This is a genomic window from Nocardia sp. NPDC060255, assembly GCF_042727395.1.
In the GTDB taxonomy this organism is placed as follows: Bacteria; Actinomycetota; Actinomycetes; order Mycobacteriales; family Mycobacteriaceae; genus Nocardia.
On the sequence record NZ_JBHXAU010000016.1, the window covers coordinates 19,477 to 37,288 of the forward strand.

Below are 17,812 nucleotides of genomic sequence, written 5' to 3' on the forward strand. Positions count from 1 at the left end.
TACGCACCGAGCCCACCCCGTGCGGTCCAGTATGCTGCCGCATGGGGAGCACGGACTCAGGAGATTGTGGATCATGGCGATAAGCCCCGGCACCATCGTGGGCGGGTACCGCGTCCAGGGCGTGCTCGGTGCGGGCGGCATGGGCACCGTCTACCTCGCCAAACACCCCAGTCTGCCGCGCATGGACGCATTGAAGGTGCTCAGCGGCGAACTCAGCAACGACCACGAGTTCCGCACCCGCTTCGAGCGCGAGGCCAATCTCGCCGCCGGCCTCGACCACCCGAACATCGTCTCGGTGTACAACCGCGGTGAAGAAGACGGTCAGCTGTGGATCGCCATGCAGTACGTCGACGGCACCGATGCCGCAGCCGAGTTGGCCCGCGACAAGCGTGCGATGAATCCGCTTCGCGCACTGCGCATTACCACCGAGGTCGGCAAGGGCCTCGATTACGCGCATCGAAAAGGGTTGCTGCACCGCGACGTAAAGCCCGCCAACTTCCTGCTCTCGTCCACCGAGGGTGACGAAGAGCGCGTCCTGCTCACCGATTTCGGCGTCGCCAAATCCAACGACGACACCACCGAGCTCACCCAGACCGGCAGCTTCGTCGCCACCATCGCCTACGCCCCGCCCGAGCAACTGGTCGGCGGCCACCTCGACCACCGGGCCGACATCTACAGCCTCGCCTGCGCGTTCTTCAAGCTGCTCACCGGCCGAAACCCTTATCCGGCAACGCAACCCGCGCTGGTCATGATGGGACACCTGCACGAGCCGCCCCCGCTGGCCACCGCGGTCGATCCGGCGCTGCCGCCCGCCATCGACCATGTCTTCGCCAAAGCGATGGCGAAAGATCCCACCGATCGGTTCAACAGCTGCCGGGAATTCACCGACGCGGCGGCGAGCGCCCTCTCCCCCGGCTACCACCCGGCCCCTACCGGCACCTCGCCGGCCTATCCCGTTCAGGCCTTCGATCCACGCCCGAATACCGATCCGCGCGTTGCGATTTCGGGTCCACACACGCAGGCGGCGGCTCCCAGCTCCCGCCGACGATGGGTCATCGGAGCCGGCGCGGGTGTCGTCGTTATCGCGCTGGCAGCGGGTCTCGGGATCTGGGGACTCGGTGGTAGCGACAAGCCCGGCACCAACGCGGTCGCTACCACTACGGCCAACGCCACGGTCGCCGTGAGTGCATTGCCGTCGATCGAGCAGGCCCGCGCCACCAATCCCGCCTTCCGCGGCAAGACCATCACGGTCGTGGATGTGCAACGCTCGGTCGCTTCGAGCAAACCGGTGTCGATCTACCTCGGCGGCAGCACCCAGTCGAAGTTCCTCGAGGACCTGGGCTTCGTCTACAACTTGAACTACGTGACGCAGGGTGGCGAACCATCACCGCGCGCGATGAAATCGGCGGACTCGCTCGAGGTGGCGTCCGACAGCTACGTCCTCGCGGTGCGCACCGACGAAGACGCCGGCGGTGGCGGGCTGCGCGGGCTGCCCTACCAGGTCGCGGGCACCCGGGCCACCGTCATTCCGCTCGACGACCCCGAAGCCGTGGCCGCCTTCCGCAATTGGACGCCGGCCTCGGAGCAGACCCTCCTCGACAAGCTGGTCCCGCTGCTGCAGAAGCGCGTGAAGTAGCTCGAGCGGTGTCGCGGGACGACTGTCCCGGATGTTATGTTGCCGGCTGCGATACGTCCGCCGCCGGCTTGGTCAGCTCGCACGAATGCCCTGTGGAGAACACCGCTCGATGGCTCGTCCTCCTGCTCGTCAGCTGATGGAGGAACGATGCGGAGAACGCTGGCCGCCGGACTGGCCGTCCTGGCGATGGGCACCGCGGGATGCGGATCGGACTCCCCGCCACCATCGCCCGCCATCGATATCAGCCAGCTCGACGTCGGCAGCTATGCGACCGCACCACGCCAGATCGGCAAGCCCCGTTTCGATCACGCACGACTCAGCGAAGGCCAGCGCCTCGGCGGCTTTGTCCCCCTACCGATGGACATCGACCCGCGATTCATCTTCCAGCCCTACTCCGAGACCGGCCCGGTGCTGGCGTTCATCGAAACTTTGTACAGCCTCAACCTGTCCATTGACAGCTTCAAGGCGAATGCACCGGGCTTCATCGCCGGTTTCGATGGCCTGGCGTACTCCGAAAACGACGTTTCGATCGCCACCTCCCTGTCGAACGCAGTGCTGCTGTTCGCTGATCAGCAATCCGCCGCGTCGGCCACCGCAGCGCTCGCACACGCCGTCGCCGCAAAGCAGGATTTGCGCGAACCGGTCGCCATCGGCGAGCACCGAGACGCTCTCGCGTTCTGGAAGCCGGGGACGCAGGAGCTCTACTCGTTCCAAGCCGACGGACCTTACGTGATCTACACCGAAGTCAAGGACCAAGCCAAGATCGCAGTCGGCACCACCGATCTACCTGCCATGATCTCCCTCGCGCAGAAGAGTCTCGATACGGTCGGCACTCGGCTGCGCGGGTTCCGGCCGACACCCCCGGACCAGCTGACCGATGTCCCCATAGACCACGACGGCATGCTCGGCCGTTCCCTTCCGCGACCGAACGAAGACGGTTGGCGCAACCCACCCGGGCTGTACGACCGCACCGGCGCGCTGAATCTGAGTAGCGATCCCGTGCGAGACAAGAAGCTGTTCGACGAAGCAGGCGTCGACTGGCTGGTATACAACGCCGGATATCTATACCGCGCCGAAAATCGGAAAGGCGCACAGCTCATTCGAGACAGCCACAGCGCACCGAGCAAGCTGTATCGCCGCATCGATCCGCCGAAGACGCTACCCAATGCACGCTGTCGCGAGTTCCGCCTGAAAGATGTGTTGACCAACAGGTTTCATTGCATAGCGTCCTACGATCGCTACACCGCCGAGGTCTGGTCGAATCAGCTCATCGACGTGTACCAACGGATCTCGGCGCAGTATGCGATTCTCGCGAAGGCGACGTGAGTCGCAGGTCGCGGGACGACGGCCCCGGGTGTTATGTTGCCGACTGCGATACGTCCGCCACAGGCTTGGTCAGCGCGCACGTATACCTCGGGGGGATAACTGGTTCGATGGCTCGTCCTCCTGCTCGTCAGCTGATGGAGGCAACGATGCGGAGACCATTCAGAACGCTGGCCGCCGGACTGGCCGTCCTGTCGGTGAGTACAGCGGGATGTGGGTCGCAATCCCCAGCCCCACCGCCTGTCGTCGATATCAGCCAACTCGATGTCGGCAGCTATGCGACCGCACCACGCGAGATCGGCAAGCCTGGATTCGACCGTGCGCGACTCAGCGAAGGCCAGCGGCTCGGCAGCTTTGTCCCGTTGCCGATGGACATCGACCCTCGGTTCACCATCCAGGCAGGCTCCGAGACCAACCTGACATCGGGATTCATCGAAACCCTATATTCTCTGGAACTTTCCGCTGACAGCTTCCGGCCGATTGCACCGGGCTTCATAGCGGGTTTCTACAGTCTCGGGTATTCCGAGAAAGACACGCTGATCGCCACCTCGATGACGAACACTGTGCTGTTGTTTTCCGACCAGCAGGCCGCCGCACTGGCCGCCCCGGCCCTCGCGCAGGCCGTGGCCGCGAAGAGAGGACTGAGCGAGCAGGTCAGCATAGGAAAACTTCCGGACGCGCACGCGTTCTGGAAGCCCGGGACACAGGAGCTTTACACGTTCCAGGCGAGTGGCCAGTACGTCATCTACACCGCGATCAAGGACCACGCCAAAATCACGCTCGACACCACCGATCTCCCCGCCATGGTCGCGCTCACGGAGAATTGCCTCGACGTGGTCGGCGCGCGGCTGCGTGAGTTCCGCCCGACACCACCGGACAAGCTGACGGATATCCCCCTTGACCACGACGGCATGCTCGGGCGCTCACTGACGCGGCCGAAAGAAGACGACTGGAGTAACCCTCCCGGCCTGTACGACCGCAACGGCGCGCTCCATCTGACCAATGATCCGGTACGCGATAAGAAGCTGTTCGAGGAAGCCGGGGTCGACTGGATGGCGAACTACGCTGGACAGCTCTTCCGCGCACAGAATCCACAAGGTGCGCAACGCATTCGAGACAGTCACAGCGCCCTGAGCAAGACCTACCACAGCACCGAATCGCCGAAGAATCTTCCCGACGCACGCTGTCGCGAGCTCCGCGTGAAGAATTTGTTCATCCCCAGGTTTCACTGTGTCGTGTCCTACGACCGTTATTCCGCGGAAGTGTGGTCGGATCAGCTGATCGATGTGCACCAACGGATCTCGGCGCAATACGCGATTCTCACGAAGGTGAAGTGAGCCGCATGGTCAGCAGAAGCGTACGACTCACCGCAGCTACCGTCGCGCTGCTCGGCGTTGCCGGGTGTGGATCATCGGTGACCGGCCTCCCGACGGCGGGCGAGGTAGACGTCCGCACCTTCGATGTCGGCCAGTACCCCACCGAGCCGTTCGACACCTATGAGGAATACTCACACTCGCTGCCCAGAGGAACCTCGCTGGCGATCTCGCGCCTGGCCAACCATGTGGTGACAGGCATCGATATCACCCCCGAGCTGCGGTACGGCACCGGCGTCCAGGAGATCACCAAACCCGACGACGTCAAGAACGTCTTGGCGGAGCAGAGCGTACCGATCGCCGCGCGCAACAAGATTTTGTTCGGGTTCGCTTCCGGCAGTAGCGATTTCCTGCCGCAGCCTGCGGTTGCGGTACCGCCGGAATCGACACTGACCACGGTGACCGTCATGCAATTTCCGGACCACGAGTCCGCCGAGCGGGCCGCGACAGAATTCGACCAGGCCGATTTCGCCGTGGCTCCGGACCAGAACGAGCGCGTGCAGCTCGCGAAATACCCACTGGCGCATTCTCATTGGCGGCCCGGATCGCCGACGATCGGTTCGGTAATCGCACACGGCAACTATGTGATCAACACATTCATCTCCGCCGCCCAGCCCGATCTCGCCGCCCTGACCACCCTTGTCGAGAAGGTCTACACAGCACAGCTGCCGATGCTCGACACACTCACACCCCTGACAGCCGAACAGGTCCTGAGATTGGACCTCGACCCGGAGGGCGTGATCCGTCGAGTCCTTAATCCGACGAAGCTACCCGTCCCCGAGGTCGGCGGGCTCGCGGCATACGAACTGCAGGGATTTCTGCATTGGCAGACCGACCGCGCGGCGGCGAAGAAGCTTTACGCGAATGGCGAGCGGTTCATTTTCTCGGACGCCTACTCGGCGACGACGAACAGCTACACCAGAGGAATCGCCCAAAGCTTCGGAAAGGGAATTGGGCGGTATCTGGACGGAGCCATCCTGATCCGAACGCGCGATACCGACTCGGCTCGCGCACTGTGGTCGACCATTCTCGACGCACCGGATGCCGGCCAGGCGCCGACAAACGTCCCGGACAGCAAATGCGCCGAGCTTCCGACGGATCGATACGTCAAGGACTGGGTTTGCGCCGTGCGGTATCGCAACTACGTCGGCTATGTCTGGAGCACTCAACTGCAGGACACGCAGCAACGCGCGGCAGCTCAGTACGCGCTACTCGCCAACAGCCAGTAGGCGCGGCCCTGCCACCACTGACGTTTTCCTGTCGATATACCTGCGATCTGCTGTAGCGGGAGCCATAGTGGTTGGGTAAGGTACAAGCAGCCAGCCCACTCGCCAATCAAGACACCAGCGAGCAGGGGGAAGGAGGGGAGCCGAGCGCTGGCGTTGCAAGCATGCCAAGATGACTACGTCCGTCACCTGACGAGCGGCCCACATCCGGCCCCGACAGTGCAGACGAGCAGGGCAAGGGACGCTGGGGTCTGATCTCCGTAGGGGGAGATCCAAAATTTCTCGAGTCGGATGGAACCGATCAGACCTATCGAGCGTCCAATCAGATGTACAGGCCAACTGGGGGCTTCTGCCGTTGGCCGAGACGGGAAACCGAGAAGGAGCCGAAATGGCAGGACAGCTCGAAGCGAATGACACCATCATCGCGAAGTTCGCAGAAAACTGCAGGGATCGTCACGCCGCCCTGCAGAACGCGATCACCGCGCTGAACACGAAGTCGGATGACACCACGGCGACCTGGAAGGGTCAGGCCCGGGGCGCGTTCGACACGCTGATGGACAACTACTTCGCCCAGGCGCGCAAGCTGAACGACGCACTGGACCAGACTGCCGACAAGCTGACCAAGGCCGGCAAGGCCTTCGCGGCGCAGGACGAGCAGTTCGCCCAGCAGGTGGCGCAGCAGGCTTCCAGCCTGACGCTTCCCTGATCGATCAGCCGAACACCAGATACCAAGGAGGAGCCCCAGATGACAGCGAACGACCCCAGCACGATTTCCTCTAACTTCGGAGCGGTCGAGGCTGGCGCCCAGTCCATCGTGTCCGAAGCGAAGAACATCTCGAGCATGCTCGAGGACTTCCACAAGCAGGTCACCGACTTCGTGACCAACTACTGGAAGGGTGACGCCAACGACGCGTTCGCCCAGCTCCAGACGCAGTGGAACACCAGCGTCACCCAGCTGAACGCCACGCTGGAGACCGCTGGCCGGGCAGTCAGCTCCGGTAACACGGATCTGCAGAGCACCGACACCAGCCTCGCAGGACTTTTCTGAGAACCCTGTCTCGGCCAATTCGGCCCCCGGCAAGCTACTTGCCGGGGGCCGAATTATGTGAGTTTCAAACATAGTCGTGCGGCGGTGCGCGGCTACTCGCCTCCGACATCGAGAGATACCTGGGCTTTTCGGCCCAGGTGCCACGCCTTCGCTATCCAGTAATACTTCGTGACGGCGGGGCCGAGGTTACTGAATCACGCGGACTGAACTACCGAAGTTCTCGCAGGTAGTCGATAAAGACTGCCAATCGTTTCCAATATATTGGCAGCCGATACTGACCTGAATTCCGTACTCCAGCAACACATGCCAGCGGACGGTCGAGCCGTCGCCGGGTCGTTCGGTGTACGCAAGGGTGGATCGGCCGCCGTAGACGACGTCGCGCTGCAGATCGGACATCACGCCGGCGGGACGCTGGTTCATCTGGGTTTCGAGCTTTGCCGCGACCTGCTCGTAGCTCGCGCCCGCTGCGACCGGGGTTTGCGTCACTGTGACACGTAGGCGGGCACCGTCATCCGGGGACAGATCAACTCGGGATTTGCCGTTGGCATCGGGGGTCGACGCGATGTGCCAGCCATCCGGGGCCTGAAAGCGTACGCGGCCATACGTTTCCGGCCCGGCAGTGGTGGTCGGCGCGGTCGCACTGGTCGTCGGCGCCGCGGCACTGCTGCTCGGCGCGGCTGCGTTAGGTACAGCGGCAGGAGTGTCGTCGGATCGATTCAGCAGCACAACGCCGCCCACGACAACGGCCGCAACCACGACCACTGCGGCGATGGCCGCGCCCACATAACCGAGGCCACTGCGGGGCGGCCGCTGGGCGGCGGCGCGTGCACGCAGCGGCTGCATCCACTCGGTCTGCGACAGGATGGACGGCACCTCCGGCTGGTGCAGCGGTTCCGTCTGATGACCGCGAATGAGCTCGGGCCCGGTGAGTGCCCGCAACCCGACGCCCGCACCGCACCGCTGTTGCACGGCGGCGCGCAGGAGGTCGAGTTTGCCTGCATCGGTGACACCGACGGTTTGGGCAAGGTCGGCGGGCTGCCCGTCGAGCACCCGGTCGATCAACGCACACAGGGCGGTGAAGCCGGGCGATTCCGGCAGTACTTCGGCGAGCGCGAGAGTTGGCTGGTGCTCGCAGGATTCGATGTGCACACCCTGGTGGCTGCGGATGACCGCGGTGGCCGTGGTGGTGAGGGCGCCGAACTCCAGCACCAGCGTGCGACGGCTGTGGCTGGTGCCCTCGTCCGCCGCTACGGCCCGCACCGCCAGGTCCTCGAACACGACACCCGTCGTGAAGCGACGAGCCGCCTGGTCCAAGACGGAGCGACGCGACGCACCCCATTCGGTCGGGCAGATCAGGGTGATCCGCTCACACGGCGCGGCAATGCGCAGGTTCTCCAGCACCGCGGCGAACACCGCGGTCAGCGCATCGATAACGGACGGGACGCGCGGCAGCAACGCCACAGCCTCGGCCGCCACATACTGCACCGCGGAACTCACCTGGGTCGGCGGAGTCAGCGACTCACCGACCACCAGATCGAACCCGTTGCTGCCCAACACGATCGAGGGTGGCAGGTCCCAGTGCGTCGTCGCGCCACGCGCCCAGACGCGCGTGTCGGTGACAACCAGCTCGACGGTGGACATCAGTTCTGTGGCGGCGTCCAGGCCGTCTGGATCAAACCCTCGAAGTTTCGAGTGACATATGTGCCGCGCCCCGGCGGCATCGCGCTCGGCCGCGTCACACCCATCAGCACACCCTCGTCGCGGCTGCAGCTCATGATCAGACCGGCCGATCCGAGGTCCTTCATCCTGGCCAGCGTCGCCTCGAACATGGCGCGGCCCGCGCCACCCGAACGCCGGGCGATGATCAGATGGAAACCCAGGTCGCGGGCGTGCGGCAGATGCTCGAGCAAGGCCTGGACCGGATTGCCGCTCGACGTGGACACCAGGTCGTAGTCGTCGATGACCACATACAACTCGGGCCCGCTCCACCACGAGCGGTCCCGCAGTTGCTGCGGCGTCACGTCCGCGCCCGGCGTCCTGTTGCTGACGTACGCGGCGAGATCGGCCATGTTCTGGGTGAATTGAGGCGCGGTCGAGCCGTATCCGGCGAGGTAGCCTTCCGGCACCATGCCGAGCATCGAGCGCCGATAGTCGCCCATGATGATCCGCGCACTGTCCGGAGTGTTCGACGCGCAGATGCCCTCGACGATGGAGCGCAGCAGCGCCGTCTTTCCCTTCTCCGTATCGCCGATGATGATGAAATGCGGGCTCTCGGCGAAGTCGATGTATACCGGCGCCAACTCGGCTTCGTTGATACCGATGGGGATTCGCATGCACTTGACCGATTGGTCGACCTGCGAAGGCCAATTGCCTGCCAGGTACAGCAGCTGCTCGCGCGCAAGTTCCTCGGGCAGCATGCGCACCGCCGGTGCCGGACGGCCTGGCGTCAACCGCGCGATCGTCGCGACCGCATCGCCGACGGCCTGGCCGATATCGGTCGGGTCCGAGCTGCCATCGATGCGCGGCAGACCGGTGAGCATGTGCAGACAGTCCGGCGTCATACCGCGACCGGGACGAGCCTGCGGAACCATCGAGGCGAACTTGCGACCGAGATCGGAATCCATCGGATCACCAAGTCGCAGTTCAATTCTGGTGGCGATCTGATCCTTGAGGGCGGGTCGCGCCTCACGCCAGCCTGCCAGCGCGATGACAATGTGCACGCCATACGACAGACCCTGTACCGCCAAGTTCATGATCGTCTGTTCGAGCGCCTCGAAGTCCTGGCGGATGGAACCGAAACCGTCGATCACCAGGAACACATCGCCGAACGGATCCTCGTGCGCACCGGTCGCGGCCGGGCTACTGGACGGATCCATGGCGCGCAGGCGACGGAACTCGGTCATCGACTCGATGCCGAGCTGCCGGAATCGCGCCTCGCGCGTGCGCACGATGGTGGTCATCTCGGCGACGGTCCGCCGGACCTGGTCCCCGTCCAATCGGCTTGCGACAGAACCGACATGCGGCAGGCCCTGCAGGCTCATCAGTGTGCCGCCACCGAAGTCGAGGCAATAGAACTGCACCTGCTCGGCGGTGTGTGTCAGCGACATGGCCATGATCAGCGTGCGCAGCGCGGTCGATTTGCCCGACTGCGGGCCGCCGACGACGGCGACGTTGCCGCGGGCACCGGACAGGTCGACGACCATCGGGTCACGCCGCTGGTCGTACGGCCGGTCGACGATGCCGATCGGAGCGCGCAGCGTGGCCACCGCGGCGTACTCGCCTGTGAGGATGGAGCGCGGGATGAGCTGGTCGAGCGTCGGCGCCTCGTCCAGCGGCGGCAGCCAGATCTCGTGCGCGGGACGGCCGTGGCCGTTGATCCGCGAGACCAGCATGTGCACGTTGGAGACCTGTTCGCCGTCGTCGCTCTGCTGCTCGCCCTCGCTGGGCTCGGCGGGCAGCGGAACCCGGTCGATCGCCCGGAAATCCACGTGGGTGGCGGTGAACGGCCGCGCCTTGATGTCGATGTCGCCGGATTGGGTGGCGACGGTGATGTCACGCTGCGAGCCGCCGCCGACGTAGGGGCCGGAGACGTAGGAGGCCTGGAACCGGACGATCTCGCCGGAGTCCGACTTCAGGTAACCGCCACCGGGGTTGTTCGGCAGGTTGTAGGCGTCGGGCACGCCGAGCACCTGACGGGATTCGTTGGCGGAGAAGGTCTTCAGGCCGATCCGATAGGACAGGTGGCTCTCCAGGCCCTTCAGCTTGCCCTCTTCGAGGCGCTGCGAGGCGAGCAGCAGGTGCACGTGCAGCGAGCGGCCGAGCCGGCCGATCATCACGAACAGTTCCGCGAAATCCGGGTGCTGGGTGAGCAATTCGGAGAACTCGTCGAGCACCACGAACAGCGCGGGCAGCGGATCCAGGTCGGCGCCCGCCGCGCGGGCCTTCTCGTATTCGGAGACGTTGGCGAAGTTACCCGCGGCGCGCAGCACCTCCTGGCGGCGGTTCATCTCACCGGCCAGCGCGTCCTTCATACGATCGACGAGATCGGCTTCTTCTTCGAGGTTGGTGATGACGGCCGCGACGTGCGGGACACTGTCCAGTCCAAGGAACGTCGCACCACCCTTGAAGTCGACGAGCACCAGGTTGAGCTGGTCCGGCGAGTGGGTGGCGAGCAGGCTGAGCACCAGCGTGCGCAGGAACTCCGACTTACCCGAACCGGTGGCGCCGATGCACAGGCCGTGCGGGCCCATGCCGTTCTCGGCGGCTTCCTTGATATCGAGTTCGACGGGCAGGCCGTCGGCGCCGACACCGAAGGCCACCCGCAGCCGTTCCCGGCCATAGCGCGGGCGCCAGGCGTGTTCGGGGTTGAACATGCCGATGTCGCCGAGGCCCATCAGCTGGCTCCAGGTCGAGATCACCTCGGAGTCATCGGTTTCCACGTCGCTGCTGCGCTGGGTCGCCGCGCGATAGGGCGCGAGCCTGCGAGCCACCTGCTGGGCCTGCTGCGGGCTGATCCGGTCGATCAGCGCGAAGCGCTCCTGGTTGCCGGTCGCGCCGCGGCCGACACACTCGCCGTTCTCCACGATCATTTTGATGCCGCGCGACACCGCCAACCGCGGTGCGTACCCGCACAGATCGATGATGGTGACGCCCTCGTAGCCGGATTCGCGCAGCTGATCGTCCTCGGCCTCCAGCAGGCCGCCGTCGACGATGATCACGATGTGCACCATGTTCGCGTTGGCCGGCTGGTTACGCGAGTAGCGGACCCGGTTGCCGAGCAGCGGCTGCAGGCCGGCCATGGCTTCGCGGATCGAGCCGTAGAACATCCGCTGGGTGCCGATGCCGTCCTGCGCGTCGGGGTGCTGGGTGTGCGGGAGCCACTTGGTCCACTCCCATTCACGCGCGGTGTCCGGACCGCAGACCACCGCGAACAACACCTGGTCCGGCGCCTGGAACATGCTGAGCTGCAACAGCATCGCGCGCGTCATGTCCCTGGCCTCGGCCCGGTCGCCGTCCAGGGCGATGGTCGCGAAGCCCTTCACCGCGATCGCGGTCGGCAGGTCGGGCACGGTCGAGTGCGCGCGCACGAAGCGGCGCAGCGAGACGGCCGCGATCGGCTCCAGCTCTTCGACCGGTCCGGTCTCCGGCGCGACCAGGCGAGTCGCCAGCCGCTGGCCGCCGACGCCGATGCGGGCGTGGCAGAAGTCCTTGTCGCCGGCCCGGCGCTCCCACATGCGGCTGGTGCCCGCGAGCATCCAGATCAGGGTGGGCTCGGGGTGGCTCCACTCGACCGAGGCGCGCTGCTGGGTGGCCGTGGTGTCGACGTCGCGGCGCACCTGATCCAGATAGCGCAGATAGTCCTTGCGGTCCTCGTTCGCCTCGGCGGCCTTGGCGCCCTTGCCGCCGCCCTGGCCCGCGAACATGCCGACCATCGAGAACATCATCATGAGCGGGAACATCATGCTCATCGGGTTCGACCCGATGCCACCGCCCTGGGTGAACATCAGCGCCATCATGCCGACCATGCCGATGATCATCACGACCGGCATCAGCTTCATCAGCAGGTTGCCCGGCGTCACCCGGGGGATCTCGGGCGGCGGCTGCAGGGTGACCTCGCCACCGGGCGAGCGCGGCATCTCCCGGCGCGCGCGTCGCTGGAACCGGACGGTACTCATTCCTGCACCTCGCCGGCGCTCGGTTCCCTCATGGTGCGAGAATCCCCCTCCTCGACTGCTGTGATTCCGGCTCAGTGTAGAGGCCGCCGCCGACATGTCGTACAGTTCGACCAGCATTCTGCTGCCCGAACCGTGGGTTCGCAAACTCGACGTAGGGTCTCGGGTTTGCGAAAATACGAGGTAGAAGACGAGTTGGGGGAAGCTTGACGCACGCGCGACTTGACCACATCGATGAAAACTCCTCGCACGGCATCGTGCGCGCACCGGACCTTGCCCGGGTCACCATCCTCGCCAAGCACACCCAGGTGGATATGGCGATCCCGGTGGACGTGCCTGTCGCACTGGTGATCCCGAGCGTCGTCGACATGGTCGCACAGCACAGCCGTACCAACGACTTCGACAACGAGGGCGAGCGCTTCGAGCCCGCCGAGTGGGTGCTGGCCCGGATCGGCCACCCGCCGTTCTCCAATTCGCTCAGCCTGGGCGAGCACGGTGTCCGCGACGGCGAGCTACTCATGCTGGAGAGCGCCTCGCACACCGCGCCGACGCCGCTGTTCGACGACATCATGTACAACGTCGCGATCGCCGACACCGACCACTACCGCAGCTGGACCCCGAAGGTCGCGCGGATCACCGGTTCGGTGCTGGCGGCGCTCACCATGCTGGTCGGCTGTCTCGGCCTGCTGCTCGCGCCCGGTTCGCTGCCCTACTGGGTCAGCGGTTCGGTCGCCTTGGCCGTGACGATCCTGCTCGTGGTCGCGGCCATGGTGCTCAGCCGGATGTACGGCGACACCTCCACCGCCCTGGTCCTCGGCGGCTGCGCGCTACCGACCGCCTTCACCGCGGGCATGCTCTACGTGCCCGATCATTACGGCTGGCCACACCTGCTGCTCGGCTCCGTATTGCTAGGCGCCACAGCGGTATTGGCGTGGCGAGTCAGCGGCGTCGGCCTGGCCCTGTTCATCGGTGCGACCACCCTCGCGGTGTACGCGGTCCCCGCCGCCCTCGTCGGCCTGCTCACCGCACAGCCGGAACGCGCGATCGGCGCGGGCGCCGCGGCACTCGGACTCGCCGGACTCGCCATGGGACCGCGCATCTCCATGCTGCTGTCCAAACTGCCGCTGCCGCCGGTCCCCTCCCCCGGCACCCCGATCGACCCGACCGAGGACGACCCCGACGATCACCGCGCCCTGCCCACCATGGAGGCACTGCGGGTCAAGTCGGAGCGCGCCCGCATGTACCTGGCCGGGCTCGTCGCGGCCACCACCATGGTCACCGTCGTCGGCGCACTGGCCGCGACCGACCCGATGGCCGACGACCCGTACTGGCAGGGCATCGCCCTCGCCCTGGTGTGCGCCGTGGTCCTGATGTTCCGCAGCCGCACCTACGCGGGCGCCGAACAGGCCGTCGTCCTCATCGCGGGCGGCGCCGGCATCGTGCTGATCATGTTGATCGGCGCCAGTTTCGAGATGGACCAGCCACTCGCCGTCTTCGGCACCGCCATGGTCATCCTGATCGCCGCCCTCATCTTCGGCATCATCATCCCCAACCAATCCGCCACCCCACCCATGCGCCGCGGCGTCGAACTCCTCGAATACGCCTTCGTCGCCGCCGTCCTCCCCCTCGTCTTCTGGGTAGCCGGCCTCTACTCCCTCGTCCGCGGACTGTGAACCGGTACCTGCGCACCAGCGCAGCGGCAGTAGTTCTCGCACTGAGCATGTCGGTCGGGCTAGGCGCGAGTCAGGGTGTGGCACACGCGGATCGGCCACCGCCGGTCGATCCGGCCTTGCTGCCGCCGGGCGACCCGGCCCGACCGCCGGACAAGACCGAACATCCGGCCAACTCCCCCTGTTACTCCACGCAGCAGGGCGGCGACGGCCCGACCGTTCCGGCACCGCAGCTGGCACTGAATCTGAAGCGCGCCCAGGAGTTCTCCAAAGGAGAGGGCCAGCTCATCGCCGTCATCGACACGGGAGTCGTCCGTCATCCACGCCTGCCCGACGTGGAGGCGGGCGGTGATTATGTGGCAGACCCTGGTGACGGTGTCAGCGAGGACTGCGATGCGCACGGCACCATCGTGGCGGGCATCATCGCCGCGAAACAGGTAGACGGGCAAGGGTTTTACGGTGTCGCGCCCGAGGCCCGCATTTTGTCGATCCGCCAAACCAGCGCCCTGTACGACACCCCCGGCCGGCAGGACAAGAGACCCGAGGACCCGGCCAAGGGATACGGCAGAATCGAAGCGCTTGCGTCCGCTATTCGTCGCGCTGCCGACCGGCATGCTTCAGTCATCAACATCTCCTTGGTTTCCTGCTTGTCAGCGGACGAACAGCTCGGCGATGGCGCAGTCGGCGCCGCCGTGCGCTACGCAACGCTCGAGATGAACGCCGTCGTGGTGGTGGCCGCGGGCAACACCGACGACAAGTGCAAACCCAGTAATCCCAACCTGATCGACCCGCTGCATCCCGACCGCGACCCGTGGAAAAACGTGACAACCAACGTCACGCCCGCACGTTTCGACGACTACGTTCTCTCGGTCGGATCAATCGACGAAAATGGCGCACCCTCGAAGTTCACTGTTCCGGGACCGTGGGTCGGCATAGCCGCACCCGGAGAGAACATTGTCTCGCTCGATCCACGCGGCACCGGAACCATTACCGGCAAATACGAGAGCCAAGGGCTGATTCCGAACGCAGGCACCAGCTTTGCCGCACCCTATGTATCCGGTGTGGCCGCATTGGTCCGCGCCCGCTTCCCCGAACTCAGCGCGCTCGAAGTGATCAAGCGACTCGAGGCGACCGCGCACGCCCCGGGCGGAGGCTGGAACCCTTACGTCGGCTACGGCGCAATCGATCCGGTCGCGGCACTCACCGCCGAAGTCACCGAACCCCTGCCACCGAAACGCTCCGCCGCACCCAAGCAAGTGCAGCTCGCGGTACCCGCACCAACCCCGCCACCAGACAACCGAGCCCGCAATATCGCCCTGATCGGCAGCGGCACCGTCGCCATCCTGCTAATCCTCGGCATGCTCGCATCCTTTCCGATCCGCCGCCGATTCGGCATCTCCGGCGACGACATGTAGCAGCACGACCTGACCGAAATTCGGGTGCGGTCCCTGTAGCGTCTGCACGGCAAACTGCGGTACACAGGGTGCCGGATCCGAATCGACGCAGGTAGTTCCCATGGAGCAGCAAGTACAAGCGGTCAGCAGCACGTCCATTACCAAGGGGCCGAGTCGCAGGCAGGCGTGGGAGCGGGTCACCGCGGTGCCGATGGTGGTGCTCGCGGTGTTATTTCTCGGCGTCTATGCCTGGTTCGTGCTCGATACCGGCGCTTCGCCGCAGTTGGATGCCTGGCTCGAACGGGTGGACGTGGTGATCTGGGTGCTGTTCGCCGCCGACTTTCTGATGCGGTTCGGGTTGTCCACTCGCCGTTGGCAATTCCTGCGCACCCATCCGGTGGAGCTGTTGATCGTGCTCGTCCCGCCGTTTCGCCCGCTGCGGCTGGTGCGGGCGGCGGTGCTGGTGCTCGGCACACTGAACCGGCACACATTGACGCATCGCACCCGGCTGGCGGTGTTCGTCGGCACCAGCTCGGTGCTGATCCTGTTCCTGTGCAGCCTGGCTTTTTTCGACGCCGAGTACGGCGTCGAGGGCAGCAAGGTGCTGAATTTCGGTGACGCACTGTGGTGGTCGGCCGTCTCGGTCACGACCGTCGGTTACGGCGACGTCTACCCGGTCACCGGCGAGGGCAGGCTGATCTCCCTGGTGCTGATGACCTTCGGCATCGGCATCATCTCCTTCGCCATCGGCACCACCACCAGCTGGGTGATCGATCAGCTGAAGACCGTCGAGGAGTCCGCCGACCGCACCGATCGGGAGATCAATGTGCTGGTCGAGGAGATCCGTGCTTTGCGCGCCGATCGGGAGATCAACGTGCTGGTCGAGGAGATTCGGGCGTTACGCGCCGAGGTCGCCGCGCTACACGCGGACGACCCCGCGGAAACCTCGAATTCCGTTGGCGCGGACGGTCGATAGCTACTTCGACGAGGCGATCGGCTGCTTGGCCGGGCTCGGGTCGGGGGCGATGCCGTCGTGCGCGACCATCGCTTCCTCACGACCCATGGTCGGCCCACCCGCAAGTAGACCGACGATCGGCCATGGTGCGGGTTCCGGCGTCACGCCTCCGTCTATGTCCATACCGAGCGCTTTCGCCGCATCTTTGTTCTTGATGCCGTAGCGGACGCCGGTATCGGAAACGTAGAACAAGCTGTCTTTGCGGCGGCTGTCTACTTCGATGCCGGTGGTTTGGATGAAGGCACCCGAGCCCGGCTTGAAGTACACCGAGTCGACGTTGTCGCCCTTGCCGTCGGCCTGCGCGAGCGGAACCAGCTTGGCGCTCTTCGGCATCGGGAGATCGGTCGCGTCGATCACCGCCAGGTTCGCGCGCACGGCGACGTCGGCGTTACCCACTGCGGCGGCGATCGGCTTCCACGACAGGCAGCTCACCGGACGAGCGGAGGGCTGGACGATCGTAGGCGCGGTCACCGGATACGAGTCCACCTGCAAGGCCTTGGACGGCGGCGGCAGCGTCACCTCGTTGTCGCTGACGGCGGTGCCGTGGTCCGGGTTTCGCTGCGAAGCCCGAATGATGTCGGCGGTCAACGGGTTGATCTGCTGCAAACCATCACGCAGCAGCACGTAATTCTGGTCAGCCTTGCCGGATCGCTGAACAACCGTGCCGATCTTCAAATTATTGATCGAGTAGCCGTTGGGAATCCCACCCGGATCGTCGATCTTCGGCGGCACGATCTGCATCACTTCGGGAATGGAGTTCAGCAGCCCCTCGCTGATGGGGCGCGGCGTTGCCCCGCGGATATTCAACGGCCCGGTGACGTACGGGTCGTTCATGTCGACGCGCGCCCGCGTGTTGTTCCACACCAGGTAAGTCGCAGTCTTGCCCTTCACCAGCAAGGCCTGGTCCTTGCCCAGCTCCGATGCCCTGTCACCGGTGTCGAGATCGCCGATCAGCACCGACGTGGTGCGGTCGTCGCTGCCATCGGTCTTCAACGAATCACAGACGGTCCAGCTCCGCCCCTTGCCCGCCTTGTCGAAAATCAACGAGCTGGGCGCACCGGGGATACCGATCAGCTGGCCGCGCGGCTTCTTTCCGAGCTCGGAATCCTTGACGATCGTCGGCTTGGAGGAATCATCGGCGGCCAAGCGGGCCGAGGCCAGGTTGAGCGTGGGGTACACGACGTCGTCGATCTGCACATAGACGCCGCCGGATTCCTTCGCGATCAGGATCTTCTTGTCGCCGATCTTGTCCTGCGGACGCAGCAGCGCCAGGACACCACAACCGGCCAACACGACGATCGCCAAAACCAGCCCGGCCGCGTACGCCCGCGACTGCGAGCGCATCGGGTCGTGCAGCATCCGCACGTCCCGGCGGACCAGGGCGTGCTCCATCCGGCGGACCAGAAAGCGGTAGCCGCTGACCTGCCACCGAGTGGTGGGTTTTGAAGGCATTAT

At 65.3% G+C, this 17,812-nt stretch carries 12 protein-coding genes; 9 read left to right on the top strand and 3 right to left on the bottom strand.

Translation table 11 applies throughout. The features are described 5' to 3' along the window. Positions 1-73 precede the first annotated feature (73 nt). From ACFWF1_RS26785 to ACFWF1_RS26810, 6 genes are all read left to right on the top strand, one after another. On the top strand, positions 74-1,636 hold the full coding sequence (locus tag ACFWF1_RS26785) for a protein kinase (RefSeq protein WP_379286851.1): 1,563 nt from the start codon (positions 74-76) through the stop codon (positions 1,634-1,636). A 147-nt stretch (positions 1,637-1,783) separates the two neighbouring features. Then, complete coding sequence (locus ACFWF1_RS26790; protein WP_379286849.1) at positions 1,784-2,962, top strand: hypothetical protein; 1,179 nt, start codon at positions 1,784-1,786, stop codon at positions 2,960-2,962. Positions 2,963-3,096: 134 nt separating this feature from the next. Beyond that, positions 3,097-4,296 carry a hypothetical protein gene (locus ACFWF1_RS26795; RefSeq protein ID WP_379286847.1) on the top strand — a complete coding sequence of 400 codons (1,200 nt, stop codon included), beginning with the start codon at positions 3,097-3,099 and terminating at the stop codon, positions 4,294-4,296. A 5-nt stretch (positions 4,297-4,301) separates the two neighbouring features. Then, positions 4,302-5,561 (top strand): hypothetical protein, encoded by a 1,260-nt coding sequence (locus ACFWF1_RS26800; protein ID WP_379286845.1) that lies wholly within the window; start codon positions 4,302-4,304, stop codon positions 5,559-5,561. A 385-nt stretch (positions 5,562-5,946) separates the two neighbouring features. Beyond that, positions 5,947-6,264 (top strand): WXG100 family type VII secretion target, encoded by a 318-nt coding sequence (locus ACFWF1_RS26805; RefSeq protein ID WP_379286843.1) that lies wholly within the window; start codon positions 5,947-5,949, stop codon positions 6,262-6,264. Positions 6,265-6,303: 39 nt separating this feature from the next. Next, complete coding sequence (locus ACFWF1_RS26810; protein ID WP_379286841.1) at positions 6,304-6,606, top strand: WXG100 family type VII secretion target; 303 nt, start codon at positions 6,304-6,306, stop codon at positions 6,604-6,606. 186 nt (positions 6,607-6,792) lie between these two features. Here ACFWF1_RS26810 and ACFWF1_RS26815 read toward each other — a convergent pair whose 3' ends face one another. After that, positions 6,793-8,247 (bottom strand): type VII secretion-associated protein, encoded by a 1,455-nt coding sequence (locus ACFWF1_RS26815; protein ID WP_379286840.1) that lies wholly within the window; start codon positions 8,245-8,247, stop codon positions 6,793-6,795. Then, complete coding sequence (eccCa, locus tag ACFWF1_RS26820) at positions 8,247-12,281, bottom strand: type VII secretion protein EccCa (RefSeq protein WP_379286838.1); 4,035 nt, start codon at positions 12,279-12,281, stop codon at positions 8,247-8,249. Before eccCa ends, ACFWF1_RS26815 begins: the two co-directional genes overlap by 1 nt. A 203-nt stretch (positions 12,282-12,484) precedes the next feature. On the opposite strand from eccCa, the gene eccD reads away from it, so the two are divergent. The 3 genes from eccD (at position 12,485) to ACFWF1_RS26835 (ending at position 16,318) form a co-directional block, all read left to right on the top strand. After that, positions 12,485-13,951 (top strand): type VII secretion integral membrane protein EccD, encoded by a 1,467-nt coding sequence (eccD, locus tag ACFWF1_RS26825; RefSeq protein WP_379286836.1) that lies wholly within the window; start codon positions 12,485-12,487, stop codon positions 13,949-13,951. A gap of 77 nt (positions 13,952-14,028) precedes the next feature. Continuing rightward, positions 14,029-15,363 (top strand): type VII secretion-associated serine protease mycosin, encoded by a 1,335-nt coding sequence (gene mycP / locus ACFWF1_RS26830; protein ID WP_379286835.1) that lies wholly within the window; start codon positions 14,029-14,031, stop codon positions 15,361-15,363. Positions 15,364-15,463: 100 nt separating this feature from the next. Beyond that, a complete protein-coding gene (locus tag ACFWF1_RS26835; RefSeq protein WP_379286833.1) occupies positions 15,464-16,318 on the top strand; it encodes an ion channel in 855 nt (284 codons plus the stop codon). On the opposite strand, the gene eccB is transcribed toward ACFWF1_RS26835, so the two are convergent. Beyond that, a complete protein-coding gene (gene eccB, locus ACFWF1_RS26840; RefSeq protein WP_379286831.1) occupies positions 16,319-17,809 on the bottom strand; it encodes a type VII secretion protein EccB in 1,491 nt (496 codons plus the stop codon). It abuts the gene before it with no gap. Positions 17,810-17,812: the final 3 nt, after the last annotated feature.

Excerpts from the sequence above, each read along its gene's own strand:
- ACFWF1_RS26795 (WP_379286847.1), top strand. The coding sequence starts at position 3,097 with ATGGAGGCAACGATGCGGAGACCATTCAGAACGCTGGCCGCCGGACTG.
- ACFWF1_RS26805 (WP_379286843.1), top strand. The coding sequence starts at position 5,947 with ATGGCAGGACAGCTCGAAGCGAATGACACCATCATCGCGAAGTTCGCA.
- ACFWF1_RS26815 (WP_379286840.1), bottom strand. The coding sequence starts at position 8,247 with ATGTCCACCGTCGAGCTGGTTGTCACCGACACGCGCGTCTGGGCGCGT.
- ACFWF1_RS26810 (WP_379286841.1), top strand. The coding sequence starts at position 6,304 with ATGACAGCGAACGACCCCAGCACGATTTCCTCTAACTTCGGAGCGGTC.
- ACFWF1_RS26785 (WP_379286851.1), top strand. The coding sequence starts at position 74 with ATGGCGATAAGCCCCGGCACCATCGTGGGCGGGTACCGCGTCCAGGGC.
- ACFWF1_RS26800 (WP_379286845.1), top strand. The coding sequence starts at position 4,302 with ATGGTCAGCAGAAGCGTACGACTCACCGCAGCTACCGTCGCGCTGCTC.
- eccB (WP_379286831.1), bottom strand. The coding sequence starts at position 17,809 with ATGCCTTCAAAACCCACCACTCGGTGGCAGGTCAGCGGCTACCGCTTT.
- ACFWF1_RS26835 (WP_379286833.1), top strand. The coding sequence starts at position 15,464 with ATGGAGCAGCAAGTACAAGCGGTCAGCAGCACGTCCATTACCAAGGGG.
- eccCa (WP_379286838.1), bottom strand. The coding sequence starts at position 12,281 with ATGAGTACCGTCCGGTTCCAGCGACGCGCGCGCCGGGAGATGCCGCGC.
- ACFWF1_RS26790 (WP_379286849.1), top strand. The coding sequence starts at position 1,784 with ATGCGGAGAACGCTGGCCGCCGGACTGGCCGTCCTGGCGATGGGCACC.